The sequence below is a fragment of the Nocardioides sp. cx-173 genome, assembly GCF_021117365.1.
Lineage (GTDB): Bacteria > Actinomycetota > Actinomycetes > Propionibacteriales > Nocardioidaceae > Nocardioides.
The window spans coordinates 1,194,806-1,219,769 of sequence record NZ_CP088262.1 but is presented as its reverse complement, the minus strand read 5'-3'; the positions used below and the strand labels follow the sequence as shown (position 1 = coordinate 1,219,769).

Sequence of the window (24,964 nt, the reverse complement as noted above, 5' to 3'; positions counted from 1 at the left end):
GTCACGAGCTGCGGCGCCCGCGGGCCAGCGCGATCCCGCCGAGCACGATGCCCAGCAGAGCGGCTGCGAAGGCGGCGTAGCCCACCACGTCGCGGTCCACGTCGTCGTCCGTTGCGTCGGCCTCCTCGACGGAGGTCTCCTCCTCGGCCGCCGCTTGGGAGCCGTCCGCGTCGTCGGCCTCGGTGAGCGTCACCGTGGGCGCAGGCCGCTCGAGCTCGTCGGGGTCCTGTCCCTCGGCCGGCACCTCCACCCAGGCGCTCTCGCCCTTCTCGCAGGTCTGGATCACCGGGAAGGCCAGGGTCTCCCCCGGCGTGTCCGGCAGCTGCACGGAGAGCTCGAAGGTGTCGCGGTAGCCGTCGGGCAGCGGGGTCTTGGCGGTGTAGACGACCGTGGCGACCCGCTCGGTGATCTCGTTGCCGTGCGCGTCGGTGACCGGCTCGGGCAGCTTCTCCATCGTCTTGGTCACGTCGTAGAGCGGGTTGCGGGTGGGGGTGACCGCGTTGATCTGCTCGGGCATCTGGATGGTGATCCCGGTGGTGGGCGAGCCCTCGCAGCCGTGGCCGTTGCTGACGGTGAGCACGGTGGACGCGCCGGCCTCCGTCTCGCTCGGAGTGATGGTGACGTGGGCGGAGGCAGGTGCCGCGAGCCCCAGGGTGAGCAGGGCGGCGGCGGCGAGCGGCGCACCGAGGCGCGCGGCGGTTCGGGTGTTCATGGGGTGTCCTTCGGTTCGGTTCGTGTCGGTGGTCGGGGGGTGCGTGCGCCCCGACCTCCGGTACGGCGGTCAGGCGGGCGCGGGCAGCGCCGGCGGACCGCGCCGAGGGGCCGCGTGGAGGAGACCGTGGCCGAGGGGGGTGACGGCGGGGCGCGGGGCGGCGCTGGCAGGTCGGGCCGGGATCGCCGGCGGCGCGAGGTCGGACCAGGCCAGCAGCACCTCGACCGCCCGGCGGCGTACGTGCCAGACCGCGGCGGTGAGGAGCGCGGCGGCCACATGGGCGGCCAGCATCGGCGCACTGAGCTCGAGCGGCGGACCCACGGCCGCGGCGTGCGGTCCCGCGGCGACGTGCGGGGCCATGTCATGGGCCGGGCCCAGCGCGACCAGCCAGCAGTGCAGCAGCAGCTGGGTCGCCGTCAGCGCCGGGACCGCGATCCCGAGCGGCACCGTGCCGCGCAGCACGAGGAGGCTGCCGCCGAACACCAGCGCGGCGGCCAGGCCGGTCCACGCCCCCGACGGCAGCGAGCCGCCGGCCGCGGTGTGGGCGGCCACGGTGCCGAGCATGATCTCGAGCGTGGCCAGCGCCGCGCGCAGCAGCAGGCCCCGTCGAGGCACCACGCGCGCGGTCGGCATGGGGCTCATCATCCGCCGTCAGGACCGGACGAGCACCCGCGGGGTGGGCGCGAGCCGCGCGGCCGGCGACGACAGGGTCCGCAGCTGGATGTTCTGCAGCAGTCCGACCGCGAGCATTCCGGCGAACATCGAGCTGCCGCCGTAGGACACGAACGGCAGGGGGACCCCGGTCACCGGCATGATGCCCAGGCACATGCCGATGTTCTGGAACGCCTGGAAGCCGAACCAGCACGCGATGCCGGCTGCGGCCATCCGGCCGAACACGTCGTCGGTGCGCGCGGCGATGCGCAGCGCCCGCCACAGGACGATGGCCAGCAGCGCGATCACGAGCCCGGCGCCCACGAGTCCGAGCTCCTCGCCGGCGACGGTGAAGACGAAGTCGGTGTGCTGCTCGGGCACGAAGCCCGCGCGGGTCTGCGAGCCGTCGAAGAGGCCCTGGCCGAACAGGCCCCCGTTGCCGACGGCGATCCGCGCCTGCTCGACGTTGTAGCCGGCCCCGCGCGGGTCGAGGTCGGGATTGGTGAACGCCATGAAGCGGTCGACCTGGTAGTCCTTGAGGAGCCCGCCCAGGACCGCGGCGGCACCGGCCGCGACGCCGCCGCCCGCGAGCAGGGCCAGCCAGCGCCGACGGGCGCCGGAGGCGGCCAGCACGCCGAAGACCGTGGCGGAGAGCACGAGCATCGTGCCGAGGTCGGGCTGCAGCATGATTAGCGTCGCGGGCAGGGCGGCCACGGCCAGCATGGCGAGCACGTCGGTGGTCCCGACCCGCGCGCGCCAGCGGCCCTCGGAGCGCTCGGCGACCACGAGTGCCATCCCGACGACCACGGCGAGCTTGGCGAACTCCGACGGCTGGATCGACATCCCGCCCAGCATCAGCCAGGAGCGCGACCCGTTGACGCTCGTGCCCATCGTGAGCACGAGCACCAGGCCGGCGACCGAGGCGACGTAGACCAGCGGCGCCAGGATCCGCACCCAGCGGTGGTCGGTGGCCGTGACGACCACCATCAGCACCAGCCCGATCGCGATGTTGACGACCTGCTTGGCGAGGTACGCCGAGGAGTCGCCGCCGGTGAGGTCCTCGCGGTTGCTCGTGGCCGACCAGACCAGCAGCGCGCCGAGCACGGTGAGGGCCAGGACGGCCGTCAGCAGCAGCCAGTCGACGCCGGGGATCCGGGTGGGGCGGCCCGCCTGGGGGGCGCGGGCGGCGCGTGGCGTGGTGGTCACTGGTCCTCCCGGGCCGGGGGCAGGATCGATCCGTCGCGGCGGAAGTTGGGCAGGCGGGTCGGCGGCGTGGTGCCGGGGACGGCGGCGTCGGCGGGCCGGACCTCGGTGCCGCTCACGCCGTACAGCGACTCCCAGATCGCGCGGATGCCCTCACCGGACGCACCGGAGCCGGTGCCGCCCTGGCTGATCATCATCACGACCACGTAGTCGTCGGAGTAGGACGCCACCCAGGACGTGGTCTGCTTGCCGTAGACCTCCGCGGAGCCGGTCTTGGACCGGATCGGGACCTCGTCGAGCGGGAAGCCCTCCATGCGCCAGCTCATCGTGCCCTGGCGGGTGACGCCCTTGAGGGCCTCGTCGATGTAACCGTAGGTGCCCCGCGGCAGCTCGACCGAGCCGACCTTCTTCGGCTTGATCCGGCGGATCACGTGGCCGTCGGAGCCCACGATCGCCTTGCCGATCCGCGGCGCGTAGAGGGTGCCGCCGTTGGCGATGGCGGCGTAGCCGCGGGCGAGCTGCAGCGGCGTCACGATGGTGTCGCCCTGGCCGATGGAGAAGTTGACGGCGTCACCGGCGCGGTAGGCGTAGCCCTCCGCGCAGAACTCCCGGGCGAAGAGGTAGACGAAGTCGCTGGTCTCGGCGTCCTGCGGCTTGCCGGCGATCTTGCAGTAGTAGTCCTTCTGCGACTCGAAGTAGGCGCGCTTCCACTTGCGGTCGGCGATCCGGCCGGGGGCCTCCCCCGGCAGGTCGACCCCGGTCTCACGACCGAAGCCGAAGCGCTTGGCGGCCACGACGAGCGGGTCGCGGGCGTCGATGTCGGCGACGTCGGAACCGTAGCGCTGCCAGAAGTCCAGCCCGATCCGGTAGAAGAAGGTGTTGCAGGAGACCTCGAGGGCCTTGGCGAAGCTGATGTAGCCGTGGGCGCCGGACTCGTAGTTCTTGAAGTCGCGGTTGCCGACCCGCAGCGACGAGGAGCAGTTGAGCGAGGTGTCGGTGCTGTAGCCGGCGTCGAGCGCGCCGGCGGTCATGAACGGCTTCCACGTCGACCCGGGCGCGAACTGGCCCTGGGTGGCGCGGCCCAGCAGCGGGGTGCCGGCCTTCTCGGAGTACAGCCTGGCCAGCTGCTTCTTGGTGATCCCGCCGACCCAGACGCCGGGGTCGTACGTCGGCTGGCTGGCCATCGCGACGACCCGGCCGGTGTCGGCCTCGAGCACCACCGCGGCGCCGGAGTCGGCCTCGTACAGGCGGCCGGTCACCGGGTCCATCTCGCCCCGCGCGCGCTCCATCGCGTCGAGGAGCTGCTGCTCCACGACGCCCTGGACCTTGGCGTCGATCGAGGTCACCAGCGTGTCTCCGGGCTGGCTCTCGACCTCGCCGTCGTCGCCCAGCACGCGGCCCATGGAGTCGACGGCCACGCTGCGGTAGCCCGGCATCCCCCGCAGCCACCGGTCGTACTGCTTCTCGACGCCGGCGCGACCGACGGCCGAGGCGCCGTTGACCGAGCGGTCGCCGCCCTCCTGGGCGTCGTCGTACTCCTCCTCGGTGATCGGGCTGAGGTAGCCGAGCACGTGGGCGGCGTTGACGCCGAAGGGCTGCGGGTAGGAGCGCACGGTCTCCTGGTCGACGAGCACCGCCGGGAAGTCCTCCGGCTGCTCGAGGATCCGCAGCGCGACGCTCTGCTTCACATCACGGGCCACGGGCACGGGCTGGAACGGCGAGCCGTTCCAGCAGACGCCGACCTCGCTGCCCTCGTCGCCGCAGGCGACCAGCCGGCGCTCGATGCGCTGCGACCGCTCACCGACGGTGCGGCCGAGCCGCTCGATCAGCTTGGTGCGGACCTGGTCGGTCATCTTGTCGAGCACCGAGCGGTCCAGCGAGACCACCCACGACGTGCGGTTGCTGACCAGGGGCCGGCCCTGTGCGTCCACGATCAGCCCGCGCTCGGGCTGCACGACGATCTCGCGCACGGACTGGGCCGCGGCCTGGGCGTGGTACTCGTCGCCGCTGACGACCTGCAGGTAGTAGAGCCGGACCAGCAGGGTCGCGAACAGCGAGAGCACCAGGGCCTGCAGCACGATCATCCGCAGGCGGCTCTTCTGGGCCGCCGGCTGGACCGGCTGGGTGGGTCGTGCGGCCACTACGTCGCCCGCTCCGGCTCGATGCGATGGAACATCGCCATCACCAGCGGCAGCACGAACGGCGTGAGGACCAGGTCCCAGGCGACCGAGAGCACGACGACCTGCAGCAGGTCGGGGACCGCCAGGGCCGGGTCGCGCAGGACCAGGCCGCTGAGCGCGAACAGCGAGGTGCCGAGGAACGACGACGCCGCGACCGTGCCGAGCACCGTCGTCGGCGTGGGCTTCAGGTCCGCCGCGACCCGCCCGGCGACGTACCCGACGACGACGAAGGCGAGCGCCCAGCGGCCCGCCACGTGGTCGGCCGGTGGCGCGAGGTCGAGCAGCACGCCGGCTGCGAGGCCGAGGACCATCGCGAACTGCGCACCGCGGACCAGGGCCGCGCCCACGACGACGAGCAGGACCAGGTTGGGCACGACGCCCTGCCAGGCGACGTACGGGAAGACCGAGACCTGCAGCGCGAGCGCCACGGAGACCGCCACGAAGGCGAGGAGGACGCGAGCCGTGCTCACTGGATCCTCCCGTCGGCCTCGATCACCGCGCGGTCGCTGGAGGTGCCCGACGGCACGACCACCCCGACCAGGTCCAGGGCGCCGAAGTCGACGAACGGCTCGATCACCGCGCGCTGGGAGCCGTCCCGGACGTTGGCGAAGACCTTCGAGATGCTGCCGACCGGCACGCCGGCGACGTACGGCGCACCGCTCTGGCTGCCCCACGTCACGACCGTGTCGCCCTTGGCCGGGACCTCGGACTGGTCGATCAGCTCGAGGTCGAGCCGACCCCCGTCGCCGAGGACGCCGCGGCCGTGCAGCATCCCGATCTCCATGCTCGAGCCGACCCGGCCGCCGACCACGGAGTCGGCGTCGATGACCAGCAGCACGGTGGCGGTCGTGCGGGTGACCCGCAGGACCCGGCCGACGAGGCCGTCGTTGTTGACCACGGTCATGTCCGGGCTCAGGCCCGACGAGGAGCCGGCGTCGATGGTGACGGTGCTGGAGAAGGACTGCGACGGGCCCATGCCCACGACGCGCGCGGGCACCAGCGCGTAGCCGAGGTTCTCGGCCGAGGCGGTGAGACCGTCGTACTCCGCGAGCTTGTTGCGGTCGTAGCCGGAGGTGTTGACCTCGCTGCGCAGCGCGGCGTTCTCGGCCTCGAGCTCGTCGATCTCCTCGCGCATGTCGTCGTGCGTGCGGAACCAGTCGGGGACGGCGAAGAAGGGCCGCACCGCGACGGCGGTGCTCACCTCGACCGGGCCGTAGACCTCGCCCATCGCGCGGCGTGCGGCGTCGACCGGCGAGTTGTCCCCGCTCTGGTGGTCGAGGGTCATCAGCGTCGCGCAGGAGAGCAGGAGAGCGACGACCAGCGACCGTGGGGGCTGGCCCTTGCCGCCGTCGCCGACGGGGCGCCAGCGGCGCTCGCGTCCGAGGTCCATCAGAACCGCCTCTTGTCGGAGACGAGGACCTGGCGCAGCGCCTCGAACTCCTCCACGCAGCGACCGGCGCCCAGCGCCACCGAGGACAGCGGGTCGTCGGCGATGTGGACCGGCATGCCGGTCTCGTGGCGCAGCCGCTCGTCGAGGCCGCGCAGCAGGGCGCCGCCACCGGTGAGCACGATGCCGCGGTCCATGATGTCGCCGGCGAGCTCGGGCGGGGTCTGGTCGAGGGTGGCGCGAACGGCGTCGACGATGGCGTGCAGCGGCTCCTCCATGGCCTGACGGATCTCGGAGGCCGACACCGTCACGGTGCGGGGCAGCCCGGAGACCAGGTCGCGCCCGCGGATCTCGGCCTCGGGCTCGGTGGCGGACGGGAACGCCGAGCCGAGGGTCATCTTGACCTCCTCGGCCGTGCGCTCCCCCAGCATCAGGGAGTGCTCCTTCTTCATCCAGGTCACGATCGCCTGGTCGAGCTCGTCGCCGGCGGTGCGGATGCTCAGCGAGGTGACGATGCCGCCCAGCGAGATGACCGCGACCTCGGTGGTGCCGCCGCCGACGTCCACGACCATGTTGCCGGTGGGCTGGTGCACGGGCAGGCCGGCGCCGATGGCGGCGGCCATGGGCTCCTCCACGATGTAGACCCGGCGCGCGCCGGCCTGGTAGCCGGCCTCCTTGACGGCACGCTGCTCCACCGCGGTGATCCCGCTCGGGACGCAGATGACCATCCGGGGCTTGGCGAAGTAGCGGCGGCGGTGGACGCGCTGGATGAAGTAGCGCAGCATCTGCTCGGTCGCCTCGAAGTCGGCGATCACGCCGTCCTTGAGCGGGCGGATGGCGGTGATGTTGTCGGGGGTCCGCCCGATCATCCGCTTGGCCTCGTGGCCGACGGCCAGGATCTCGCCGGTCGTCTCGTTGACGGCCACGACGCTGGGCTCGTCGAGCAGCACGCCCTTGCGGCGCACGTACACCAGCGTGTTCGCCGTGCCGAGGTCGACCGCCATGTCTCGGCCGATGAAGCTGTTCGCCATGCCCAACGCCTCGCAGCTCGAAGTTGCGTGCGCCCGGGGAAGAGGGTGCAGCGCGCGCACGCCTCGCCGTACCCTCCTCGAGCCTAGGTTTGGACCGGCGCCGATCCGTGCAGGCACGCCGAGGCTGGTGTGTCGGGTGTGGCGGGTGTGATCGGTGCCGCTCGCCCGCCGATCAGAGGTACGGGCTGGGGTCGCGGCGGTTGAGCCACTTGTCGCGGTCGTCCTTCGGCACCTCGACGCACGGGCCCCGCAGGTTGACCAGGACGTAGTCCCCCTGCTCGGGGAACTCGGAGAACCCGGCGACGATCTGGCCCTTCTCGGCCACCAGGCTCTGCCCGCCGGGGCGCTCGCGCAGGACGGGCTCCTCGAAGCCGGCGGCGGTGAGCACCGGACCCAGGGCGTCGAGGAAGGGCCGGGCGGCACCCGGCCCCACGTCGACGCGGCCGCTGGCGTTGTACTGGTAGGAGCGGAACTCGTCCGGGAACGCCGACTCGCAGCCGTCGAAGCCACCCCTGGTGTGGGACGCGGTGCCGTCCAGGGCCTCGACCGCGCCCCTCACCAGGTCGGCCGCGGCCTGCCGCACGTCCTCGCGCTGGGTCTCGAGCTCCCGCGTCGACTCCTCGCCGCTCACGTCGTCTCCTCCACTCCCGCAGCCGGTCAGGACGGCCGCCACCAGGACCAACCCTGCCAGCCGCCTCATGGCGTCATGCCCGTGGTCGTCGGGCTGGTCGGGTCGCGGTCGTACTCGGGGTCCTGCGGGCCGTCGTACCAGGGGTCGTGGACGTGGCCGGCGTGCTGGACGGCGTCGTAGTTGCCGTTGACGATCTGGCTGATGTTGTGCAGCGACTCGGTGTCGTGCTCGAAGTACTTGGAGTGGTCGTCGAAGGAGAACGCACCGCCGCGCGTCGTCGACTCCGCCTGGAAGCGCTGGGCCCCGAAGTCGTCCTCGGCGGGGTCGTCGCCCAGCCCGGCGCCCGCCACGGTCTCGCCGTGCACCCAGCCGTGGTTGCCGAGGTCGGCGACCGGGTCGCGACTGTTGGCACCGGCCCAGACGTGCTCGGGGTCGAGGCCGAGGTCACTGGCGTGGTCGGTGTCGCCGCCGAGGCCGGGACTGCCGACCACGACGATGTCGTCGACCGCGAGGCCGTGGTCGTAGGCCGCGTGGCCGGTGGTGGTCGAGCCGTAGCTGTGCCCCACGGCGGTCATGTGGGCGGGCTCCCCGTCGCGGCCGGCCCGGAGCCCGTCGACGGTGTCGGCCAGGCGCTCCCCGCCGTTCGTGGCCATCGACTCCCCGGCGACGCCGGCCCAGTCGAAGCCCTCGTCCCACGGCAGGTTGTCGGGCGCGTCGTAGCCGATCCAGAACATCGCGGCATTGCTCGCGCCGGCGTCCAGGTGGCGGGCCGCCTCGTACATCGTCGCGGCCCGGTCGGCCTGGTAGCCCGCGCTCTCGCCGTCGGTGCCCAGTCCGGGCACGACCACGGCGACGTTGTCGGCCGTGTCGAGGTCGCCGGCGGAGATCGCGATGGCGCCGTCCCCGCCGAACGCCGCCGGGTCATAGATGTAGACCTGGGCCTGGATGGGCTCGCCGGTGACCGGGTCGGTGCGGTCCTCGATGTTGTGCCGGGCCTCGTCGGCGGCGCGGACGTTCTCCAGCCAGACGCGCTCGTCGGGGGTGATGACCCCCTCGTCCTCGGCGTGCGTCCAGTCCGCGAGGTCGCGGGTCATCGCCACCGTGTTGGCGGCGTCGCGCGCCCCGGCGGGAATGCCGTCGAGGTTGCCGATGGCGCCGGGCGCCGCGGCGATGATCGCCTGCTGCTGCTCGCGCGTGAGCGAGTCCCACCAGTCGTTGACCTCCTGGGGGCTCGCCCCGCCGCCGGGCTTCGAGGCCAGGGCGCCGTCGGCGGGGTCGGCCACGCCGCCGTAGATCCGCTCCACGTCGTCGGCGCCGAGCACCCGCTGGAAGGCCTGCACCATCTCCGCCTCCTCCGCGGAGAGGTCGCCCGCCCAGGTGGTGAGGTCGGTCTCGTAGGTCTGGACCTGCGTCGCCACGCGGTCGCAGTCGGCCTGCAGGGCCGTCACGTCGGCCTCGGTGGCGCTCGCGGCCTCGGCGCGCAGGTGGGCGACCTGCTGGGCGAGGTGCGTCTTGCGCTCCACCAGGTCGGTCCGGCGCTCCAGCAGCGACTGCATCTCCTCGGCATGCGCCTGCACCCGCTGGGCGACCCCGCGCAGGGCCAGCGACATGGCATCGGCGCGGTGGCCCAGCGGGGTCACGCCCTGGTGGTAGGACGTGGAGCCGAGCCCCACCCAGTCGCCGATCCGGGCGCCGGAGGCGGCGAAGGTTCCGAGGTCGTCGACCTGGGTCGAGGCGGAGAGCAGGTCGCCGCCGCAGGAGCGGATCGCGGCGGGGTCGCAGGTGAGCGGCGGGACCTCGGAGGGCAGCGGCGGGAGCTGGATGACGGTCATCGCGTCTCCCCCAGGTAGCTCATCAGCAGCATCACGTCGGCGCCGACCGCCTCGTCGCTGCCGACGTAGTCGCTGATCGTGACGCGCAGGCCGTCGGCCTGGGCCTCCGCGGCGTCCCCCAGGGAGCCGGTGTGGCGCTCCCACGAGGTGAGGAAGCGCGCGGCCGCGCCGGACACCGCGGTGGTGAAGCCGGAGGTGTCAGCGCCGGAGACGAGCGTGGCGGCGGAGGCGAGGTCGAGGCTCTGCTCGTCCCAGGACTGCGACGCCGCGCCGACCGAGAGGGGAACGACCTCCATCACCGCTCGCCTCCCCGGACCAGCCGCCGTGCCGCGTCGGGCCCGACCTCGAGCGACTCCGAGGAGACCTCGCACAGCAGCGCGCCGGCCTCCTCGGCGTACGACGCCGTGACCGTCAGGTCGTCGAGGTGGGCCACCAGCCGCTCCACCGCGCCCGGTGGCCGGGTGAGCGCCCAGCCGTCGGACTCGAGGGCGTGGCGCAGGGCGACGAGCACGTGGAAGCCGTCGCGGCGCCGGGTGGCGACCCCGGCGACCGCGCGCACCGCACCGGGGCCCGCCCCGTAGCGGTAGCACGACCGCGGCGACTCCTCACTGTCGCGGGCCGCGCCGGACCACAGTCGCCCGGCGAGGTCCTGGACCTGCGCCAGCGCGGCGTGCGCGGCCGCCTCGTCGACGGTCGCGGCCGGTGGCGCGGGGGGTGGCTCGGGAGGCAGCAGGACGACGTCGACGTCGGGGTGCCGACGCCGCAGCGCGTCGAAGAACGGGTCGCCGGTGGGTTCCGAGATCTGGTGCAGCTCCATGATGTGAGGTTGCCCACGTCAGGAGGTCGGAAACCGGAGGACTCCCGGCCTGTGGAGAACTCCGGTCAGAGACCGGGGAACCAGATCGCGATCTCGCGCGCCGCGGACTCGTCGGAGTCGGAGCCGTGGACGAGGTTCTCGCGGTTGGACAGCGACAGGTCCCCGCGGATCGTGCCGGGGGCGGCCGCCCGCCCGTCGGTGGCGCCGTTGAGCGCGCGGACCACCTCGACCGCGGAGTCGCCCTCGAGCACCAGGGCCACCAGGGGGCCGCTCGTGATGAACTCGCGCAGGTCCGGGTAGAAGGCCTTCTCGACGTGCTCGGCGTAGTGCTCGTCGGCCGTGGAGGCGTCGATGTGGCGGTGCTCCATCGCCACGATCCGCAGGCCCTTGGCCTCGAAGCGCGAGAGCACCTGACCCACGAGGCCTCGACGGACGGTGTCGGGCTTGAGCAGCACGAGGGTACGAGTGGTCTCGGTCATACCTACGACCTTAGCCACCTACCCGAGCCGCCCGGCACGCCGGACCACGTCGGTGGGCAGCGGCGCCGTCGCACACTCGGGGGCGGGCACCGGAGCACCGAGCTCCCGACGCACCGGGATCACGCCTGCCCAGACACCGGCCTCGACGTCCTCCGGGTCGTCCACCGGGCCCCCGGCGCGCACCTTCATCGACGCCTCGTGCAGGGGCACCGCGAGCACCGCGGTCGCCACGACCTCCTTGCGGGTGTGGGGGCGCAGGGTCGCCGCACGTCCCGGCACCATGTGGTCGACCGTGAGGCTCAGCGCGTGTGCCTTCTCCTCGGGGTCCTGCACCACGCGGGCCACCCCGATGACGACCACCGAGCGGTAGTTCATCGAGTGGTGGAAGGCCGAGCGGGCCGCCACGAGCCCGTCGAGCTCGGTCACGGTCACGCACACCGTCGACCCCTCCGACCGGGTCAGCCACCGGGCCGCGACCGATCCGTGGATGTAGAGGGTGCCGTCCTCGTCGGGTCCGTCCGGGTCCACCGCGAAGGCCACCGGCAGCACCACCGGGTGGTCGCCCACGTCGATCCCGACGTGCGCGACGAGCGCGTCCTCGAGCAGGGCCAGCAGCGCGGCGCGGTCCGTCACCGCGCGGTCCCGGCCGCGCGCGACCGTCGTACGTGGGGTGGGCGAGAGGGTCGTCATGGTCCTAGTGTGGGCCGCAAGTGGCCCGCCGTCAGGAGCCAATCCCCCACGATCTCGACAGGACACTATGAACGCCCTCGCCGTCGACCTGGACCGCTCCAGCGGCGTGCCCCTGGGCTCCCAGCTGAGCGCCCACCTGCGCGCGCTGGTCACCGGCGGCCGGCTGCCGCCCGGCGCGCGGCTGCCCAGCAGCCGCGCGCTCGCGCGCGACCTGGGAGTGGCCCGGTCGGTCACCGAGCACGCCTACGCCCAGCTCGTCGCCGAGGGGTGGCTCGAGGGCCGGCACGGCTCCGGCACCTACGTCGCGGCCGGCGGCGGCGCCGCGGCACCCCCGGGACCGCACCGGCCGGCCGCTCCCGCGGCCCGCCCGCTGCTGCGGCTCGACACCGGCACGCCCTGGATCGACCCGCGCCAGCGCCCGGCCTGGCGGCGCGCGTGGCGCGAGGTGGGCGCGGCCACGATGCCGCGCGGGTACGACGACCCGCGCGGCCTGCCGGAGCTGCGCGCCGCCCTTGCGGCCCGCCTCGGCCGCCTGCGCGGCCTCGACGTGGACCCCGACGACGTGCTCGTCACCGCCGGCACCGCTGACGGCCTGCGCCACCTGCTCGCGGCGCTGCCGCCCGGTGACGTCGCGGTCGAGGACCCCGGCTACCGCGCCGCGGTGGCGACCGTGCGCGCCGCCGGCCGTGGCGTCGCCGACCTCCCGGCCCTGGCCCCCGTCACCGACCTGGGCTCCGTGGTCGCCGCCTACGTCACCCCGGCGCACCAGCACCCGCTCGGGCCGCCCATGTCCGGGCGGGACCGCCTTACCCTCCTCGCCGCGGCCCGGGACGCCGGGGCGATCGTGGTCGAGGACGACTACGACTCCGAGTTCCGCTACGACGTGGCGCCCATCCCCGCCCTTGCCAGCCTCGACCGGGACCGGGTCGCCTACCTCGGCACGGCCAGCAAGTCGGTCGCCCCCAGCCTGCGGCTGGGCTGGCTGGTCGCGCCGCCCGCGCTCCGCGAGCGGGTCGAGCGCCACCGCGAGCTCACCCACGACGCCGTCTCCTGGCCGGTGCAGCGGGCCTTCCTGGCCCTGCTTCGCGACGGCTACGTCGACCGGGTCGTCCGCTCCGCGCGACGCACCTACGCGGCCCGCGCCGACCGCGTCGCCGCCGCCCTGGCGCCGTACGTCGAGGGGCCGGTGGCCGGCATGTACGCCACCGTGGTCCTCCCCCAGGACCTCGCCGAACGCGCCCATGCCGCCGCCCGCCGCGCCGGCTTCGACGTCCCGTTGCTGAGCGACTACTGCCGCTCGGCCTCCCTGCACGGGCTCATCGTCGGCTTCGGCGGCTGCACCGACGCCGAGCTCGACGCCGCCCTCGCCGTGCTCGCCCCCCTCCTTTCCGGCTCCACGACCCGTGTAGTGGGCGACGGGTGAGGAGCGTGACCATGTCGACCCTGCACGAGCGGCTGGCCGAGCTGGCCGAGGTGAGCGAGCAGCACCCGGACCCGGGCACGGCGCAGGCGGCGGTGGCTCGCGGCCGCGCCTACCGCCGCCGGCGGCGGGTCGGGACCGTGGCCACGCTCGTGGCGTCCGCGGCCGCGCTCGCGGCGATCCTCGGCGTAACCCTCTCCCGGTCCGGCGGCGAGGTCGAGCCCGCACCCGCGGACGCGCCCACGGGCTTGCCCGCCGAGCTGTACGAGCCCAGCCCGTGGCTGCCCGGCACCGGGGACACACCGCTCGGCGTCCTCGCCGCGATCCTGCCCGCCGAGCGGAAGACCTGGACCACCACCGACACCGGCCTCGTCGGTGTCTCGGCCACCACCGGCGCCTACCGCTTCCTCGACCTGCCCGACCCGGTCCCGCACGAGCTGCACGGCGCTGCGATCTCCCCCGACGGCCGACGGGTGGCGTACTGGACCACCGGCGACACCCGGCTCTCACCCGACTCCGACAGCGGCCCCGTGGCCGGGGTGGCGGTCTACGACTCCGCCACGGGAGACGTGCAACGGCACCAGATCGAGACCGACCACGGCGTGATGCCCGACGGCCTGATCTGGTCGGACCGAGAGACCCTGTGGCTCGGCTACGGCCAGTACGTCGGTGGGGACGCGGACCCGGAGATGGACCAGTCCACGTCGATGCAGGGGCCGTGGCTGACCTGGCGCGTCGGCCACGACGCTCCCACCCCCTCGGCACTGCCACCAGGGTCGCGTATCGAGGACGCCATCGACGATCGGGTGCTCCTGTCCGGGCGGCTGGCGGGGTATGTCGTGACCGACGCCGCGCAGTCGACCCGTCGGGTCTTCACGATCGGCGACGACCTGTCGGTCTCCCCGGTCCTTGACGCGTCGGGGGTTCACGTCGCGGTCGTGAGCGGTCGCTCCGACGAACCAGGGGTGAGCGGGTCGAACCCCAACTCCGTCCTCGTCGGGCGGCTTCCGTCACGAGGCCAGGGGAAGGTTGGGCGGCTCACCATGCGGGAGGTCCCCGACAGCGAGAACACCTTCGACGTGGTGACCTGGACCGACGACCGGCACGTCGTGCTCGTGCAGGCCGCCGACGCCTCGTCGTGGCACAGCCCGCGCCTGGTCGTCGTCGACGTCCGCACCGGTGAGAAGCAGGTGCTCACGAGCTCGGTCGAGCGGCGGGCGAACTTCCTCTCCGACCACTACGCCACCGACCTGTTCGACCACCCGACGATCACGGCACCGGAGCCGCCGCACCCCTGGGACCCCCGGGTGAGCACCGGCCTCGCGGCCGGCGTGCTGCTGGCGGGCGCCCTCGTCCTGACCATCTGGCGGCGCCGTGCCCCCGCCTGAGGACATCTCGTTCGAGGAGTTCGTGACCGCGCGGCGCGCGGCGCTGCTGCGCACGGCGTACCTGCTCACCGGCCACCCCGACGACGCCGAGGACCTGCTGCAGGTCTCGCTCGCGAAGGCCTACCCGCACTGGCGCCGCCTCTCCGACCGACCGGAGCCCTACGTGCGGCGGATCATGGCGCGCGAGTCCGTGGACCGGTGGCGGGCCCGGCGGTGGCGCGAGACGCTGACCGCGCTCCCGGTGGAGCCGGCCACGAGCGACGAGTCCGACGCCCACGACCGCCGGCTCGAGCTGGCGCGGGCGCTGCAGGCGCTGTCACCGCGCCAGCGGGCGGTGGTCGTGCTGCGCTACTTCGACGACCTCACCGAGCGCGAGACCGCCCGGCTGCTCGGCATCTCGGTGGGGACGGTGAAGTCCCACGCGCGCGAGGCGCTCGCGCGCCTGCGCCATGCGCTCACCCTGGAGGAGGAGCCGGTCCGCGACGGGTGAGGTCAGGCCTGGTCGTCGCCCTCGGCGGCGATCTGGGCGTCGAGTGCGGCGTACGCCGCCGCGCGCTCGCGCTCGATCTTGCGCCCGAGGAGGTACGCCGTGCCCCACAGCAGCGCGAAGATCCCCCCGAGGACGAACATCAGCGGGACCACGAAGCCGAGGCCGACCGCGGCGACCTGGATCGCCCAGCCCAGGCCGTAGGCCCACTCCCCGCGGAGCATGCCGGCCACCAGCAGGCAGGCCAGCATCAGCCCGACGCCGACGGCCAGCGCGGTGGCGACGTCGACGTCGGCGATCGTGATCATGACCGGGGTGGTGAGGCCGAGGGTGATCGCCTCGAGGCTCAGCACCGCCGCGCACATGCCGCGCCGGGGCGACCGGCCGCGCTGGCTCACGAGCGCCGCCTCACCAGGGACCGGGCCTCGCCGACGGTCACGACCGAGCCGGTCACGAGGACCGCGCCGGAGCCGATGGAGTCGCCCGCGGACTCGCCGTTCTCCGCGAGTCCCGCGGCGAGGTCGATCGCGTCGGCCAGCCGCGGCTCCACGGAGACCCGGTCCTCGCCGAAGATCTCGATGGCGACCTCCGCGAGCTTGTCGGCCGGCAGCGACCGGGAGGAGGAGTTCTGGGTGCAGACGATGTGGGCGAAGTGCGGCTCGAATGCCGACAGCATCCCGGTGTGGTCCTTGTCTGCCATGACTCCCACGACGCCGATCAGGGGCGAGAACGCGAACGAGTCGTCCAGCGCGTCGGCCACCGCCTCGGCGCCGGCCGGGTTGTGCGCCGCGTCCAGGACGATCGTGGGGCTGCGGCGCACGACCTCGAGCCGGCCCGGCGAGGTCACCTCGGCGAAGGCAGCGGCCACGAGCTCGGCGTCGAGCGGCTGGTCGCCGGCGAACGCCTCGACCGCGGCCAGGGCGACCGCGGCGTTCTGCGCCTGGTGCGCGCCGTACAGCGGCAGGAACACCTCGTCGTAGCGCCCGCGCAGGCCCTGGAAGGACACCACCTGGCCACCGACCGCGGGCACCCGCGAGATCACGCCGAACTCCATGCCCTCGCGGACGACCGTCGCGCCGACCTCGACCGCGCGGGCGAGCAGCACCTGGGCGACGTCGGGGGTCTGCTGTGCGAGCACGGCCAGCGAGCCCGGCTTGATGATCCCGGCCTTCTCGACGGCGATGTCGACCGGCGAGTCGCCGAGGTACTGCGCGTGGTCGACCGCGATCGGCAGCACCACCGCGACGGTCGCGTCCGCGACGTTGGTCGCGTCCCACGAGCCGCCCATGCCGACCTCGACCACGGCCACGTCGACCGGGGCGTCGGCGAAGGCAGCGAAGGCCATGCCGACCACGGTCTCGAAGAAGGACAGCGGGTGCGCCTCGGACTCGTCGACCAGGTGGGTGAACGGCGCGACGTCGTTGAACGCGCGTACGAACGCCTCGTCGTCGAGGGGCTCGCCGTCGACGCTGATCCGCTCGCTCATCCGCTCGACGTGCGGGGAGGTGAATCGCCCCGTGCGCAGGTCGAGGGCGCGCAGCAGGGTGTCGATCATCCGCGCGGTGCTGGTCTTGCCGTTGGTGCCGGTCAGGTGGATGACCGGGTACGACGCCTGGGGGTCGCCGAGCAGCTCGGCGAACGCGCGGATCCGGTCCAGCGACGGCTCCAGGCGGGTCTCGGGCCAGCGCGACAGCAGCGCGTCCTCCACCTCGGCGAACGTCTCGGCCAGGCGGGGTGAGTCGGGGGTCTCGTGCGGGGTGTCAGTCATCTCGTGTCGAGTCTAGGGATCGCGCTTCCTCGACCCCGGACTGGAACAGGTTCTAGTGTGCTCGCCATGAGAACCACGGTCGCCGTCGTCCACGCGCCAGGGCAGGACTTCGCCTTCGAGGAGGTCGACCTCGACGGCCCGCGCGCCGACGAGGTGCTGGTGCGCATCGTGGCCACCGGCCTGTGCCACACCGACATCACGATGCGCACGATGCTGCCGGCCGAGATGTTCCCGAATGTGTTCGGCCACGAGGGCGCCGGCGTCGTCGAGGAGGTCGGCGCGGACGTCGACGGCATCGAGGTGGGCGACCACGTGGTGCTGAGCCTGCGCTCGTGCCGCGCCTGCCCGCGCTGCGAGGCGGGCCTGGTCGGCTACTGCGACTCCAGCTTGTTCCTCAACTACCTGGGCATGCGCATGGACGGCTCGACGACGATGTCGCGCGACGGCTCGCCGGTGTTCGGCTCGTTCTTCGGCCAGTCCAGCTTCGCCCAGCACGCGCTGGCGTACGCCGACAACTGCGTGGTCGTCGACAAGAGCCTGGACCTGACCAGGATCGCCCCCTACGGCTGCGGCTTCCAGACCGGCGCCGGGGCGGTGCTCAACGTGCTGAAGCCCGGGCCCGAGGACAGCCTGGTCGTCTACGGCGTCGGTGCGGTCGGCTTGGCGGCGATCGCGGCGGCGCAGGCCGAGGGCGTCGCCACGATCGTCGCGGTCGACCTGATGCCCAGCCGGCTCGAGGTCGCCGCCCGCTACGGCGCCGTCGGGGTCGACCCCTCCCGGCTCGAGCCGAACGACCTCGGCACCCAGGTGGTCGAGCGGGTCAAGGAGCTCACCGGCGGCGGGGCCACCGGGGCGGTCGACACGACCGCCGTACCCGAGGTGCTCAGGCAGGCCGCCCAGTCGCTCGCCGCGCGTGGGCAGCTGGTGGTGCTCGGGCTCGGGGCGCCGGAGTTCCCCGTCGACGCGATCGACCTCATGCAGAACGGCAAGGTGATTCGCGGCAGCGTCGAGGGCGACTCCGACCCGCTGGAGATGGTGCCGCGGCTGATCGAGCTCAACCGCGCCGGGCGCTTCGACGTGGACGACCTCGTGGTGAGCTACCCGTTCGCCGAGATCGGCGCCGCCATCGAGGACGTGACCGCCGGGAGGATCGTCAAGCCGGTCCTGGTCTGGTGACAACCCACGGGTGCGACTAGTCGATGCGCAGGTTGGCCATGTCGACGACCGGCCGGTAGCCGACGGCCTCGTAGATCTTGTTCGACGTCGAGTTGTCCAGGTCGGTGAACAGGCAGGCTCGCGCGCCCGTGTCGAGCAGCCGCTGGGTGACTGCGGCGACCGCGGCGCTGGCGTACCCGCGCCCTCTCGCCTCACGGGGCGTGTAGACCGGGCCGACGCGCGCGACGCCGTAGGCCGGCGGGTTGTGGGCGGTCAGGTGGACGACTCGGCCGGACTCGTCCTCCCAGAGCCAGACCAGGCCCTCCTCGACCCGGCGCGCCATCTCGCGCTCCTCGAGGTACTCCCCCGTCGCTGACTCGGCGGAGCGCCCGGCCTGCTCGGCGGCGTCCGTGGCGAACGCGTTCCACCAGCGGGTGGCCAGGTCGGTGTCCTCGGCTCGGGCCGCGCGGAGCCGGCCCGCCGGCTGCGGGGGCGCGACCACCTCGGTCGCCTCCCACAGCCGCATCCGCTCGTGGACCTGTGCCGTGCCCCCCACCAGCCGGGCCGTCTCCTCGGCGACCTCCTGCGCGGCGGGCAGCGCGCCGTTGACGGCGAGCACCTCCTCGCCGCGGGCGTGCAGCATCCGGGCGAGCTCGCGGGCCGCCTCCTGCGGCATCGGCAGCACGTACGGGGGGTAGGGCGCGAACGGCGCCGTGCGCATGGCGACGCCGACGACCTGCTCGTCCTCACGGACGGCCAGCCACCAGTGCGGGTAGTCGCCGCGCACCTCCCCGCGACGGTCCGCGTCGGCGATCCGGTGGGTCACGGTCGACACCACGGTCGCCACCACCGGGTCGGCCGCGAGCAGCGCGCCGGCGTCCCGGAGGAAGGCGGCGGGGTCGACGTAGAGCTCCAGGTCGGGCACGCTCCACCCTCGCATCCGCCCGGGCCCGCCGACCACCGGAGGGCCGAGTGACGACCGGCACTAGGATTTGCACCATGACCGAGATCATCGACACCCAGGCCCCGGACACGACGCGCAGCGACAGCGGCGCGGTCGTCGTACCGGAGAAGCCGGCGCTCGAGGGTCTCGAGGACAAGTGGGCCGCGCGCTGGAAGGCCGACCAGACCTACGCCTTCGACCGCACCCAGCCCCGCGACAACGTCTTCTCGATCGACACCCCGCCGCCCACGGTGAGCGGGAGCCTGCACGTGGGCCACGTCTTCTCCTACACCCACACCGACCTCATCGCCCGCTACCAGCGGATGCGCGGCAAGTCGGTCTTCTACCCGATGGGCTGGGACGACAACGGGCTGCCCACCGAGCGCCGGGTGCAGAACTTCTTCGGCGTGCGCTGCGACCCCTCGCTGCCCTACGACGCCGGCTTCACGCCGCCGGAGAAGCCGGACCCCAAGCGCCAGGTCCCCATCAGCCGACCCAATTTCGTCGAGCTGTGCGAGCGGCTGGTGGAGGAGGACGAGAAGGTCTTCGAGTCGCTGTGGCGCACGCTCGGGCTGTCGGTCGACTGGAAGCAGACCTACACCACGATCGGTCCCCGGGCGCAGAAGGTCAGCCAGACCGCCTTCCTACGCAACTTCGCGCGCGGCGAGGCCTACCTGCAGGAGGCGCCGACCCTCTGGGACGTCACCTTCCAGACCGCGGTCGCCCAGGCCGAGCTGGAGGCCCGCGACTACGCCGGCGCCTACCACCGCGTCACCTATCACCGTCCCGACGGCGAGACGGTCGCGATCGAGACCACCCGCCCCGAGCTGATCCCCAGCGTCGTGGCCCTGATCGCCCACCCCGACGACGAGCGCTACCAGCCGCTGTTCGGCACGACGGTCACCTCGCCGGTCTTCGGCGTGGAGGTCCCCGTCGTCGCCCACCCGGCCGCCGAGATGGACAAGGGCGCCGGCATCGCGATGTGCTGCACCTTCGGCGACCTGACCGACGTCACCTGGTGGCGCGAGCTGAACCTGCCGGTCCGCACCGTCATCGGTCGTGACGGCCGCCTCCTGCGCGAGACGCCCGAGTGGCTGGCGCACGAGCCGGCCGCAACGGCGTACGCCGAGCTGGCCGGCAAGACCGTGTTCTCCGCTCGTGAGGCGATGGTCGGGCTGCTGCGCGAGAGCGGCGACCTGGTCGGCGACCCGGTCCCCACCCAGCGCATGGCCAACTTCTACGAGCGCGGCGACAAGCCGCTCGAGATCGTGGCCACCCGCCAGTGGTACATCCGCAACGGCGGCCGCGACGCCGCCCTGCGCGCCGAGATGATCGAGCGGGGCGCGGAGATCCAGTGGCTGCCTCCCCACATGCGCCACCGCTACGACAACTGGGTGAACGGGCTCAACGGCGACTGGCTGATCTCGCGGCAGCGGTTCTTCGGGATCCCCTTCCCGGTCTGGTACCCCCTCTCCGAGGACGACGAGCCGGACTACGCCCACCCGCTGATGCCGAGCGAGGCCGAGCTCCCGGTGGACCCCTCGACGCAGGCGCCCGGCGGCTACACCGAGGAGCAGCGCGGCAAGCCGGGCGGCTTCGTCGGCGACCCGGACGTGATGGACACTTGGGCGACGTCCTCGCTCACGCCCCACATCGCCGGCGGCTGGGGGTCCGACGACGACCTGTGGCAGCGCGTCTTCCCGATGGACCTGGCCACCCAGGCCCACGACATCATCCGCACCTGGCTGTTCGCGCGCATCGTCCGCGCCCACTTCGAGAACGGCGTGGCGCCGTGGAGCCACGCGCTGATCTCGGGCTTCATCGTCGACCCGGACCGCAAGAAGATGTCGAAGTCCAAGGGCAACGTCGTCGTCCCCGACCAGATCCTCGACAAGTACGGCGCGGACGCCGTCCGCTGGCGCGCCGCCATCGCCCGCCCCGGCCTGGACTCGCCGTTCGACGAGACGCAGATGAAGGTCGGCCGACGGCTGGCCATGAAGCTGCTCAACGTCTCGAAGTTCGTGCTGTCCAGCATCGGTGCGAGCTCGGTCAACCCGGTCGAGGTCACCGAGCCGATCGACTGCGCGCTGCTCGCGCGGCTCGCCACGGTGGTCACCAAGGCGACCGACGCCTTCGACGCGTTCGACTACACCACCGCGCTCGAGGTGAGCGAGAAGTTCTTCTGGGAGTTCTGCGACGACTACGTCGAGCTGGTCAAGGAGCGCGCCTACCGCGAGGACGGCGGCGCCCCCACCGAGTCGGCCCGCGCCACCCTCGCCCTGGCCCTCCAGGTCCAGCTGCGCCTGCTCGCGCCGTTCCTGCCCTACGTCACCGAGGAGGTCTGGTCCTGGTGGCAGCCCGGCTCGGTGCACCGCAGCACCTGGCCGGCCGTCTCGGAGCTGGGCTCGGCCGCCGCCTTCGACCCCGCCGCCGTCGACGCCGTCGCCTCGGCACTGATCGGCATCCGCGGCGCCAAGTCGCAGGCCAAGGTCTCGATGCGCGCCGAGCTCTCCCGGGTGGAGATCTCGGGTCCCGAGGCCCTGGTGCGCGCCGCCGAGCTCGCCGCTCCCGACCTGCGCGCGGCCGGCAAGATCACCGGCGACCTGGTCTTCACCACCACCGACGGCACCGAGGGCACCGAGCTCAAGGTCGACGCGGAGCTGGCTCCCACCGACTGACCCGTCACCAACTGCACGAAACCACCGCTGACCCGTCAGAAAGTTTCTGACGGGTCAGCGGTGAGCGGCCCCGGTGGTCGAGCAGCGAAGGCCGTCTGGGGCCTGAGCGCACGTCGAGACCGCCCCATCCCTGACCTGCTGCCCTAGCTCGCCGGGTCTCGACAGGCGCGGTCGCGAGCTCCTTCGTCGCTCGCGCGCGCCGGTCGACCTCCGCCTTGGAACGGTGGCGGCGACGAAGTCGCCTCCACCGTTCAGGCGGACTTCTTCTTCTTCTCGGGCTCGCGGGGGACCAGGGTCGGCGCGACGTCGTCGTTGACGACCTCGGCGGTGACGATCACCTTGGCGATGTCGCCGCGGGACGGGACGTCGTACATGACGTGGAGGAGGACCTCCTCGATGATCGCGCGCAGGCCGCGGGCGCCGGTGCCGCGCTCCATGGCGTGGTCGGCGATGGCGGCGACGGCGTCCTCGGTGAACTCCAGGTCGACGCCGTCGAGCTCGAAGAGCTTCTGGTACTGCTTGATCAGCGCGTTGCGCGGCTCGGTGAGGATCTGCACCAGCGCTGCCTGGTCGAGCTTGGTCACGCTGGCGATCAGCGGCAGCCGACCGATGAACTCGGGGATCAGCCCGAACTTCGTGAGGTCCTCGGGGCGCACCATCGAGAGGAGGTCCTCGGCGTCGCGCTCGGCGGCGGTGCGGACCTCGGCGGTGAAGCCGAGGTTCTTCTTGCCGACGCGCTGCTCGATGATGTGCTCCAGCCCGGCGAAGGCACCGCCGACCACGAACAGGATGTTGGTGGTGTCGATCTGGATGAACTCCTGGTGCGGGTGCTTGCGCCCGCCCTGCGGCGGTACCGAGGCGGTGGTGCCCTCGATGATCTTCAGCAGCGCCTGCTGCACGCCCTCGCCGGAGACGTCGCGAGTGATCGAGGGGTTCTCGGCCTTGCGGGCCACCTTGTCGATCTCGTCGATGTAGATGATGCCCGTCTCGGCCTTCTTGACATCGTAGTCGGCCGCCTGGATCAGCTTGAGCAGGATGTTCTCGACGTCCTCACCGACGTAGCCGGCCTCGGTGAGGGCGGTGGCGTCGGCGATCGCGAACGGCACGTTGAGCATCCGGGCCAGCGTCTGCGCGAGGTAGGTCTTGCCGCAGCCGGTGGGCCCGATCACCAGGATGTTGCTCTTGGCGACCTCGACGACCTCGTCCTTGCTGTGCTTGCCGGCGATGGGCTGCAGACCCGCCCCGACCCGCTTGTAGTGGTTGTAGACCGCCACCGCGAGCGACTTCTTCGCCTGCTCCTGGCCGATGACGTAGGAGTTGAGGAAGTCGAAGATCTCCTTCGGCTTGGGCAGCTCGTCGAGGCTGACCTCGGTGCCCTCGCTCAGCTCCTCCTCGATGATCTCGTTGCACAGGTCGATGCACTCGTCGCAGATGTAGACCCCGGGGCCTGCGATCAGCTTCTTGACCTGCTTCTGGCTCTTTCCACAGAAAGAGCACTTCAGCAGGTCGCCTCCGTCACCGATGCGAGCCACGGGGTCATCTCCTTCGACGCGGGTTGTGCAGTGCCACGATGCAAACCATCAGAAGGTACCCCGTGCCGCCCCCCATGAGGGGGCCGGACACGAGATGCCTCCCGACGAGTTGGACCGCCGGTCAGGTGGGGTGGTCGGTTCAGGGGTCAGGTCAGGGCGAGCGTCGAGGCCTTGCGCGAGTCGAGCACCGTGTCGATCAGGCCGTACTCGATGGCCTGCTCGGCGGTGAGGATCTTGTCGCGCTCGATGTCGCGGCTGACCTCCTCGATCGAGCGGCCGGAGTGCTCGCTGATCATCTTCTCCAGCAGCTCGCGCATCCGCAGGATCTCGTTGGCCTGGATCTCGATGTCGGAGGTCTGGCCGAACGTGCCCTCGGTGTAGGGCTGGTGGATCAGGATCCGGCTGTTGGGCAGCGCCATGCGCTTGCCGGGGGCGCCGGCCGCGAGCAGGATCGCGGCGGCCGAGGCCGCCTGGCCCAGGCACACGGTCTGCACGTCGGGGGTGATGAAGCGCATCGTGTCGTAGATGGCCGTCAGCGCGGTGAAGGAGCCACCGGGGCTGTTGATGTAGATCTGGATGTCCTGGTCGGGGTTCATCGACTCCAGGCACATCAGCTGGGCCATGACGGCGTTGGCGATGTCGTCGGAGATCGGCGTGCCGAGGAAGATGATCCGCTCCTCGAACAGCTTGGCGTAGGGGTCGATCCGCCGGAAGCCGTAGGACGTGCGCTCTTCCCACTGGGGGATGTAGTAGTTCATCTCGTCAGTCCTTCTGCCGCGCCGGGCGGCCGTCGTCGGCGGCTTCACGGGCGCTCTTGATGACCTGGTCGACCAGGCCGTACTCAAGTGCCTGCTCGGCGGTGAACCAGCGGTCGCGGTCGGCGTCGTTCTCGATCTGCTCGACCGTCTGGCCGGTGTGCTCGGCGATGAGCTCGAGCAGCACCTTCTTGATGTGCAGCGACTGCTGGGCCTGGATCTTGATGTCGGAGGCGGAGCCGCCCATGCCCGAGGAGGGCTGGTGCATCATGATCCGCGCGTGCGGGAGCGCGTAGCGCTTGCCCTTGGCGCCGGCGCACAGCAGGAACTGCCCCATCGAGGCGGCCAGGCCCATGCCCACCGTCGCCACGTCGTTGGGGATGTAGTTCATCGTGTCGTAGATCGCCATGCCGGCGTCGACCGAGCCGCCGGGGCTGTTGATGTGGAGGAAGATGTCCGTCTCCGGGTCCTCCGCCGAGAGCAGCAGCAGCTGGGCGCAGATCGCGTTGGCGTTCTGGTCGCGCACCTCGGAGCCGAGGAACACGATGCGCTCACGCAGCAGCCGTTGGTAGATGTGGTCGTCGAGGACGTTGAGCCCCCCGCCGCCGCCCATCAAGGGGCCGGACGGCTCGGAGGCGAGACTGGGGTTCTGGTTCACGTCGCCGACACTAGCCCGAAGCGCCGACAGTTCCACGGGCATCGCCCCCCTGTTCGCCGACAGCGGATTCTCGGGTCCGCTCAGGAGGACTCGGCCGCGGCCTTGAGCCGCGCCACCGTCTCGGCCATCCCCTGCTCGAGCTCGTCGGCGTGCCCGGCGGACCCGCCCAGGAACACCGGGGCGAACAGCCGGCTGGTCAGCGTGAGCGCCCCTGGGACCGGCCGCCGGTGGACCACCCGGGTGCCCTCGCCCTCGGGTGCGATCTCCCAGACCCACCGCGCCCCGCTCGAGCGGGTGTCCCACGCGAGCCTCCGCCCGGGCTCGAGGACGGCGACGACCGACCTGGTCGGCCACACGACCGCCTTGCGGCGATTGATCCCCAGGTAGGACTGCCCGACCCGAAGGCCACCCGGCCTCAGCGCGACCATCCGCACGAGCTCCGGGCTCCAGCGGGCCATCTGGGTCACGTCCCGGAGCAGCGCCCAGAGGCGCTCCGGCGCCGCGTGGACGACCGCCTCGGCGCGGAGCTCGCGGTCCGCCGGGTCGGTCACGCGCCAATCCTCGCAG

25 protein-coding genes are annotated in these 24,964 nt (G+C 72.5%); 5 read left to right on the top strand and 20 right to left on the bottom strand.

Going from position 1 to position 24,964, the window contains the following annotated elements:
- Position 1: 1 nt before the first annotated feature.
- The 13 genes from LQ940_RS05875 to LQ940_RS05815 all read right to left on the bottom strand — a co-directional run bounded on the left by LQ940_RS05875 (position 2) and on the right by LQ940_RS05815 (position 11,613).
- On the bottom strand, positions 2-712 hold the full coding sequence (locus tag LQ940_RS05875; RefSeq protein WP_231241983.1) for a YcnI family copper-binding membrane protein: 711 nt from the start codon (positions 710-712) through the stop codon (positions 2-4).
- Positions 713-781: 69 nt separating this feature from the next.
- Positions 782-1,345, bottom strand: a complete 564-nt coding sequence (locus LQ940_RS05870; protein ID WP_231241984.1) for a hypothetical protein — start codon at positions 1,343-1,345, stop codon at positions 782-784.
- An 18-nt stretch (positions 1,346-1,363) separates the two neighbouring features.
- Positions 1,364-2,569, bottom strand: coding sequence for a rod shape-determining protein RodA (gene rodA, locus LQ940_RS05865; protein ID WP_231241985.1), 1,206 nt, complete (start codon positions 2,567-2,569; stop codon positions 1,364-1,366).
- Positions 2,566-4,707, bottom strand: coding sequence for a penicillin-binding protein 2 (mrdA, locus tag LQ940_RS05860; protein ID WP_231241986.1), 2,142 nt, complete (start codon positions 4,705-4,707; stop codon positions 2,566-2,568). The genes rodA and mrdA overlap by 4 nt, the downstream gene beginning before the upstream one ends.
- Positions 4,707-5,216: a rod shape-determining protein MreD gene (mreD, locus tag LQ940_RS05855; protein ID WP_231241987.1), complete on the bottom strand. Its 510-nt coding sequence runs from the start codon at positions 5,214-5,216 to the stop codon at positions 4,707-4,709. The genes mrdA and mreD overlap by 1 nt, the downstream gene beginning before the upstream one ends.
- On the bottom strand, positions 5,213-6,136 hold the full coding sequence (mreC, locus tag LQ940_RS05850; RefSeq protein ID WP_231241988.1) for a rod shape-determining protein MreC: 924 nt from the start codon (positions 6,134-6,136) through the stop codon (positions 5,213-5,215). Before mreC ends, mreD begins: the two co-directional genes overlap by 4 nt.
- The gene (locus LQ940_RS05845) at positions 6,136-7,164 is read right to left on the bottom strand and encodes a rod shape-determining protein (RefSeq protein ID WP_231241989.1); all 1,029 of its coding nucleotides are present in this window, start codon (positions 7,162-7,164) and stop codon (positions 6,136-6,138) included. Before LQ940_RS05845 ends, mreC begins: the two co-directional genes overlap by 1 nt.
- A gap of 172 nt (positions 7,165-7,336) precedes the next feature.
- Complete coding sequence (locus tag LQ940_RS05840) at positions 7,337-7,795, bottom strand: hypothetical protein (RefSeq protein WP_231365076.1); 459 nt, start codon at positions 7,793-7,795, stop codon at positions 7,337-7,339.
- 65 nt (positions 7,796-7,860) lie between these two features.
- Complete coding sequence (locus LQ940_RS05835) at positions 7,861-9,627, bottom strand: alpha/beta hydrolase (RefSeq protein WP_231241991.1); 1,767 nt, start codon at positions 9,625-9,627, stop codon at positions 7,861-7,863.
- The gene (locus tag LQ940_RS05830) at positions 9,624-9,923 is read right to left on the bottom strand and encodes a hypothetical protein (RefSeq protein ID WP_231241992.1); all 300 of its coding nucleotides are present in this window, start codon (positions 9,921-9,923) and stop codon (positions 9,624-9,626) included. Before LQ940_RS05830 ends, LQ940_RS05835 begins: the two co-directional genes overlap by 4 nt.
- Entirely contained in the window at positions 9,923-10,444 is a 522-nt protein-coding gene (locus LQ940_RS05825) for a hypothetical protein (RefSeq protein ID WP_231241993.1), read from the bottom strand. Before LQ940_RS05825 ends, LQ940_RS05830 begins: the two co-directional genes overlap by 1 nt.
- A gap of 65 nt (positions 10,445-10,509) precedes the next feature.
- Entirely contained in the window at positions 10,510-10,923 is a 414-nt protein-coding gene (gene ndk / locus LQ940_RS05820; RefSeq protein ID WP_231241994.1) for a nucleoside-diphosphate kinase, read from the bottom strand.
- Between the two features lie 18 nt (positions 10,924-10,941).
- On the bottom strand, positions 10,942-11,613 hold the full coding sequence (locus tag LQ940_RS05815; protein WP_231241995.1) for a pyridoxamine 5'-phosphate oxidase family protein: 672 nt from the start codon (positions 11,611-11,613) through the stop codon (positions 10,942-10,944).
- Between the two features lie 67 nt (positions 11,614-11,680).
- On the opposite strand from LQ940_RS05815, the gene pdxR reads away from it, so the two are divergent.
- Genes pdxR through LQ940_RS05800 form a run of 3 tightly spaced genes read left to right on the top strand, consistent with a single transcriptional unit; the run spans position 11,681 to position 14,911 of the window.
- Positions 11,681-13,036 carry a MocR-like pyridoxine biosynthesis transcription factor PdxR gene (gene pdxR, locus LQ940_RS05810; protein WP_231241996.1) on the top strand — a complete coding sequence of 452 codons (1,356 nt, stop codon included), beginning with the start codon at positions 11,681-11,683 and terminating at the stop codon, positions 13,034-13,036.
- An 11-nt stretch (positions 13,037-13,047) separates the two neighbouring features.
- Positions 13,048-14,421, top strand: a complete 1,374-nt coding sequence (locus LQ940_RS05805) for a hypothetical protein (protein ID WP_231241997.1) — start codon at positions 13,048-13,050, stop codon at positions 14,419-14,421.
- Positions 14,408-14,911, top strand: a complete 504-nt coding sequence (locus LQ940_RS05800) for a SigE family RNA polymerase sigma factor (protein WP_231241998.1) — start codon at positions 14,408-14,410, stop codon at positions 14,909-14,911. The genes LQ940_RS05805 and LQ940_RS05800 overlap by 14 nt, the downstream gene beginning before the upstream one ends.
- 2 nt (positions 14,912-14,913) lie before the next feature.
- Here the strand turns inward: LQ940_RS05800 and LQ940_RS05795 are convergent, their stop codons facing one another.
- Together LQ940_RS05795 and folC are read right to left on the bottom strand one after the other, a co-directional pair.
- Positions 14,914-15,306, bottom strand: coding sequence for a DUF4233 domain-containing protein (locus tag LQ940_RS05795; protein WP_231241999.1), 393 nt, complete (start codon positions 15,304-15,306; stop codon positions 14,914-14,916).
- Positions 15,303-16,676: a bifunctional tetrahydrofolate synthase/dihydrofolate synthase gene (folC, locus tag LQ940_RS05790; protein ID WP_231242000.1), complete on the bottom strand. Its 1,374-nt coding sequence runs from the start codon at positions 16,674-16,676 to the stop codon at positions 15,303-15,305. Before folC ends, LQ940_RS05795 begins: the two co-directional genes overlap by 4 nt.
- Before the next feature lie 66 nt (positions 16,677-16,742).
- Here folC and LQ940_RS05785 point away from each other — a divergent pair, with 66 nt between their 5' ends.
- Positions 16,743-17,852, top strand: a complete 1,110-nt coding sequence (locus tag LQ940_RS05785) for an NAD(P)-dependent alcohol dehydrogenase (protein WP_231242001.1) — start codon at positions 16,743-16,745, stop codon at positions 17,850-17,852.
- A 16-nt stretch (positions 17,853-17,868) separates the two neighbouring features.
- On the opposite strand, the gene LQ940_RS05780 is transcribed toward LQ940_RS05785, so the two are convergent.
- On the bottom strand, positions 17,869-18,756 hold the full coding sequence (locus LQ940_RS05780) for a GNAT family N-acetyltransferase (protein WP_231242002.1): 888 nt from the start codon (positions 18,754-18,756) through the stop codon (positions 17,869-17,871).
- Positions 18,757-18,830: 74 nt separating this feature from the next.
- On the opposite strand from LQ940_RS05780, the gene valS reads away from it, so the two are divergent.
- On the top strand, positions 18,831-21,452 hold the full coding sequence (gene valS, locus LQ940_RS05775) for a valine--tRNA ligase (protein ID WP_231242003.1): 2,622 nt from the start codon (positions 18,831-18,833) through the stop codon (positions 21,450-21,452).
- A gap of 251 nt (positions 21,453-21,703) precedes the next feature.
- Here the strand turns inward: valS and clpX are convergent, their stop codons facing one another.
- The 4 genes from clpX to LQ940_RS05755 form a co-directional block, all read right to left on the bottom strand.
- Positions 21,704-22,984 (bottom strand): ATP-dependent Clp protease ATP-binding subunit ClpX, encoded by a 1,281-nt coding sequence (gene clpX, locus LQ940_RS05770; protein WP_231242004.1) that lies wholly within the window; start codon positions 22,982-22,984, stop codon positions 21,704-21,706.
- Between the two features lie 146 nt (positions 22,985-23,130).
- Positions 23,131-23,742 carry an ATP-dependent Clp protease proteolytic subunit gene (locus LQ940_RS05765; protein ID WP_231242005.1) on the bottom strand — a complete coding sequence of 204 codons (612 nt, stop codon included), beginning with the start codon at positions 23,740-23,742 and terminating at the stop codon, positions 23,131-23,133.
- A 4-nt stretch (positions 23,743-23,746) separates the two neighbouring features.
- Complete coding sequence (locus LQ940_RS05760) at positions 23,747-24,352, bottom strand: ATP-dependent Clp protease proteolytic subunit (protein ID WP_091027005.1); 606 nt, start codon at positions 24,350-24,352, stop codon at positions 23,747-23,749.
- 125 nt (positions 24,353-24,477) lie between these two features.
- A complete protein-coding gene (locus LQ940_RS05755; protein ID WP_231365075.1) occupies positions 24,478-24,948 on the bottom strand; it encodes an SRPBCC family protein in 471 nt (156 codons plus the stop codon).
- Positions 24,949-24,964 lie beyond the last annotated feature (16 nt).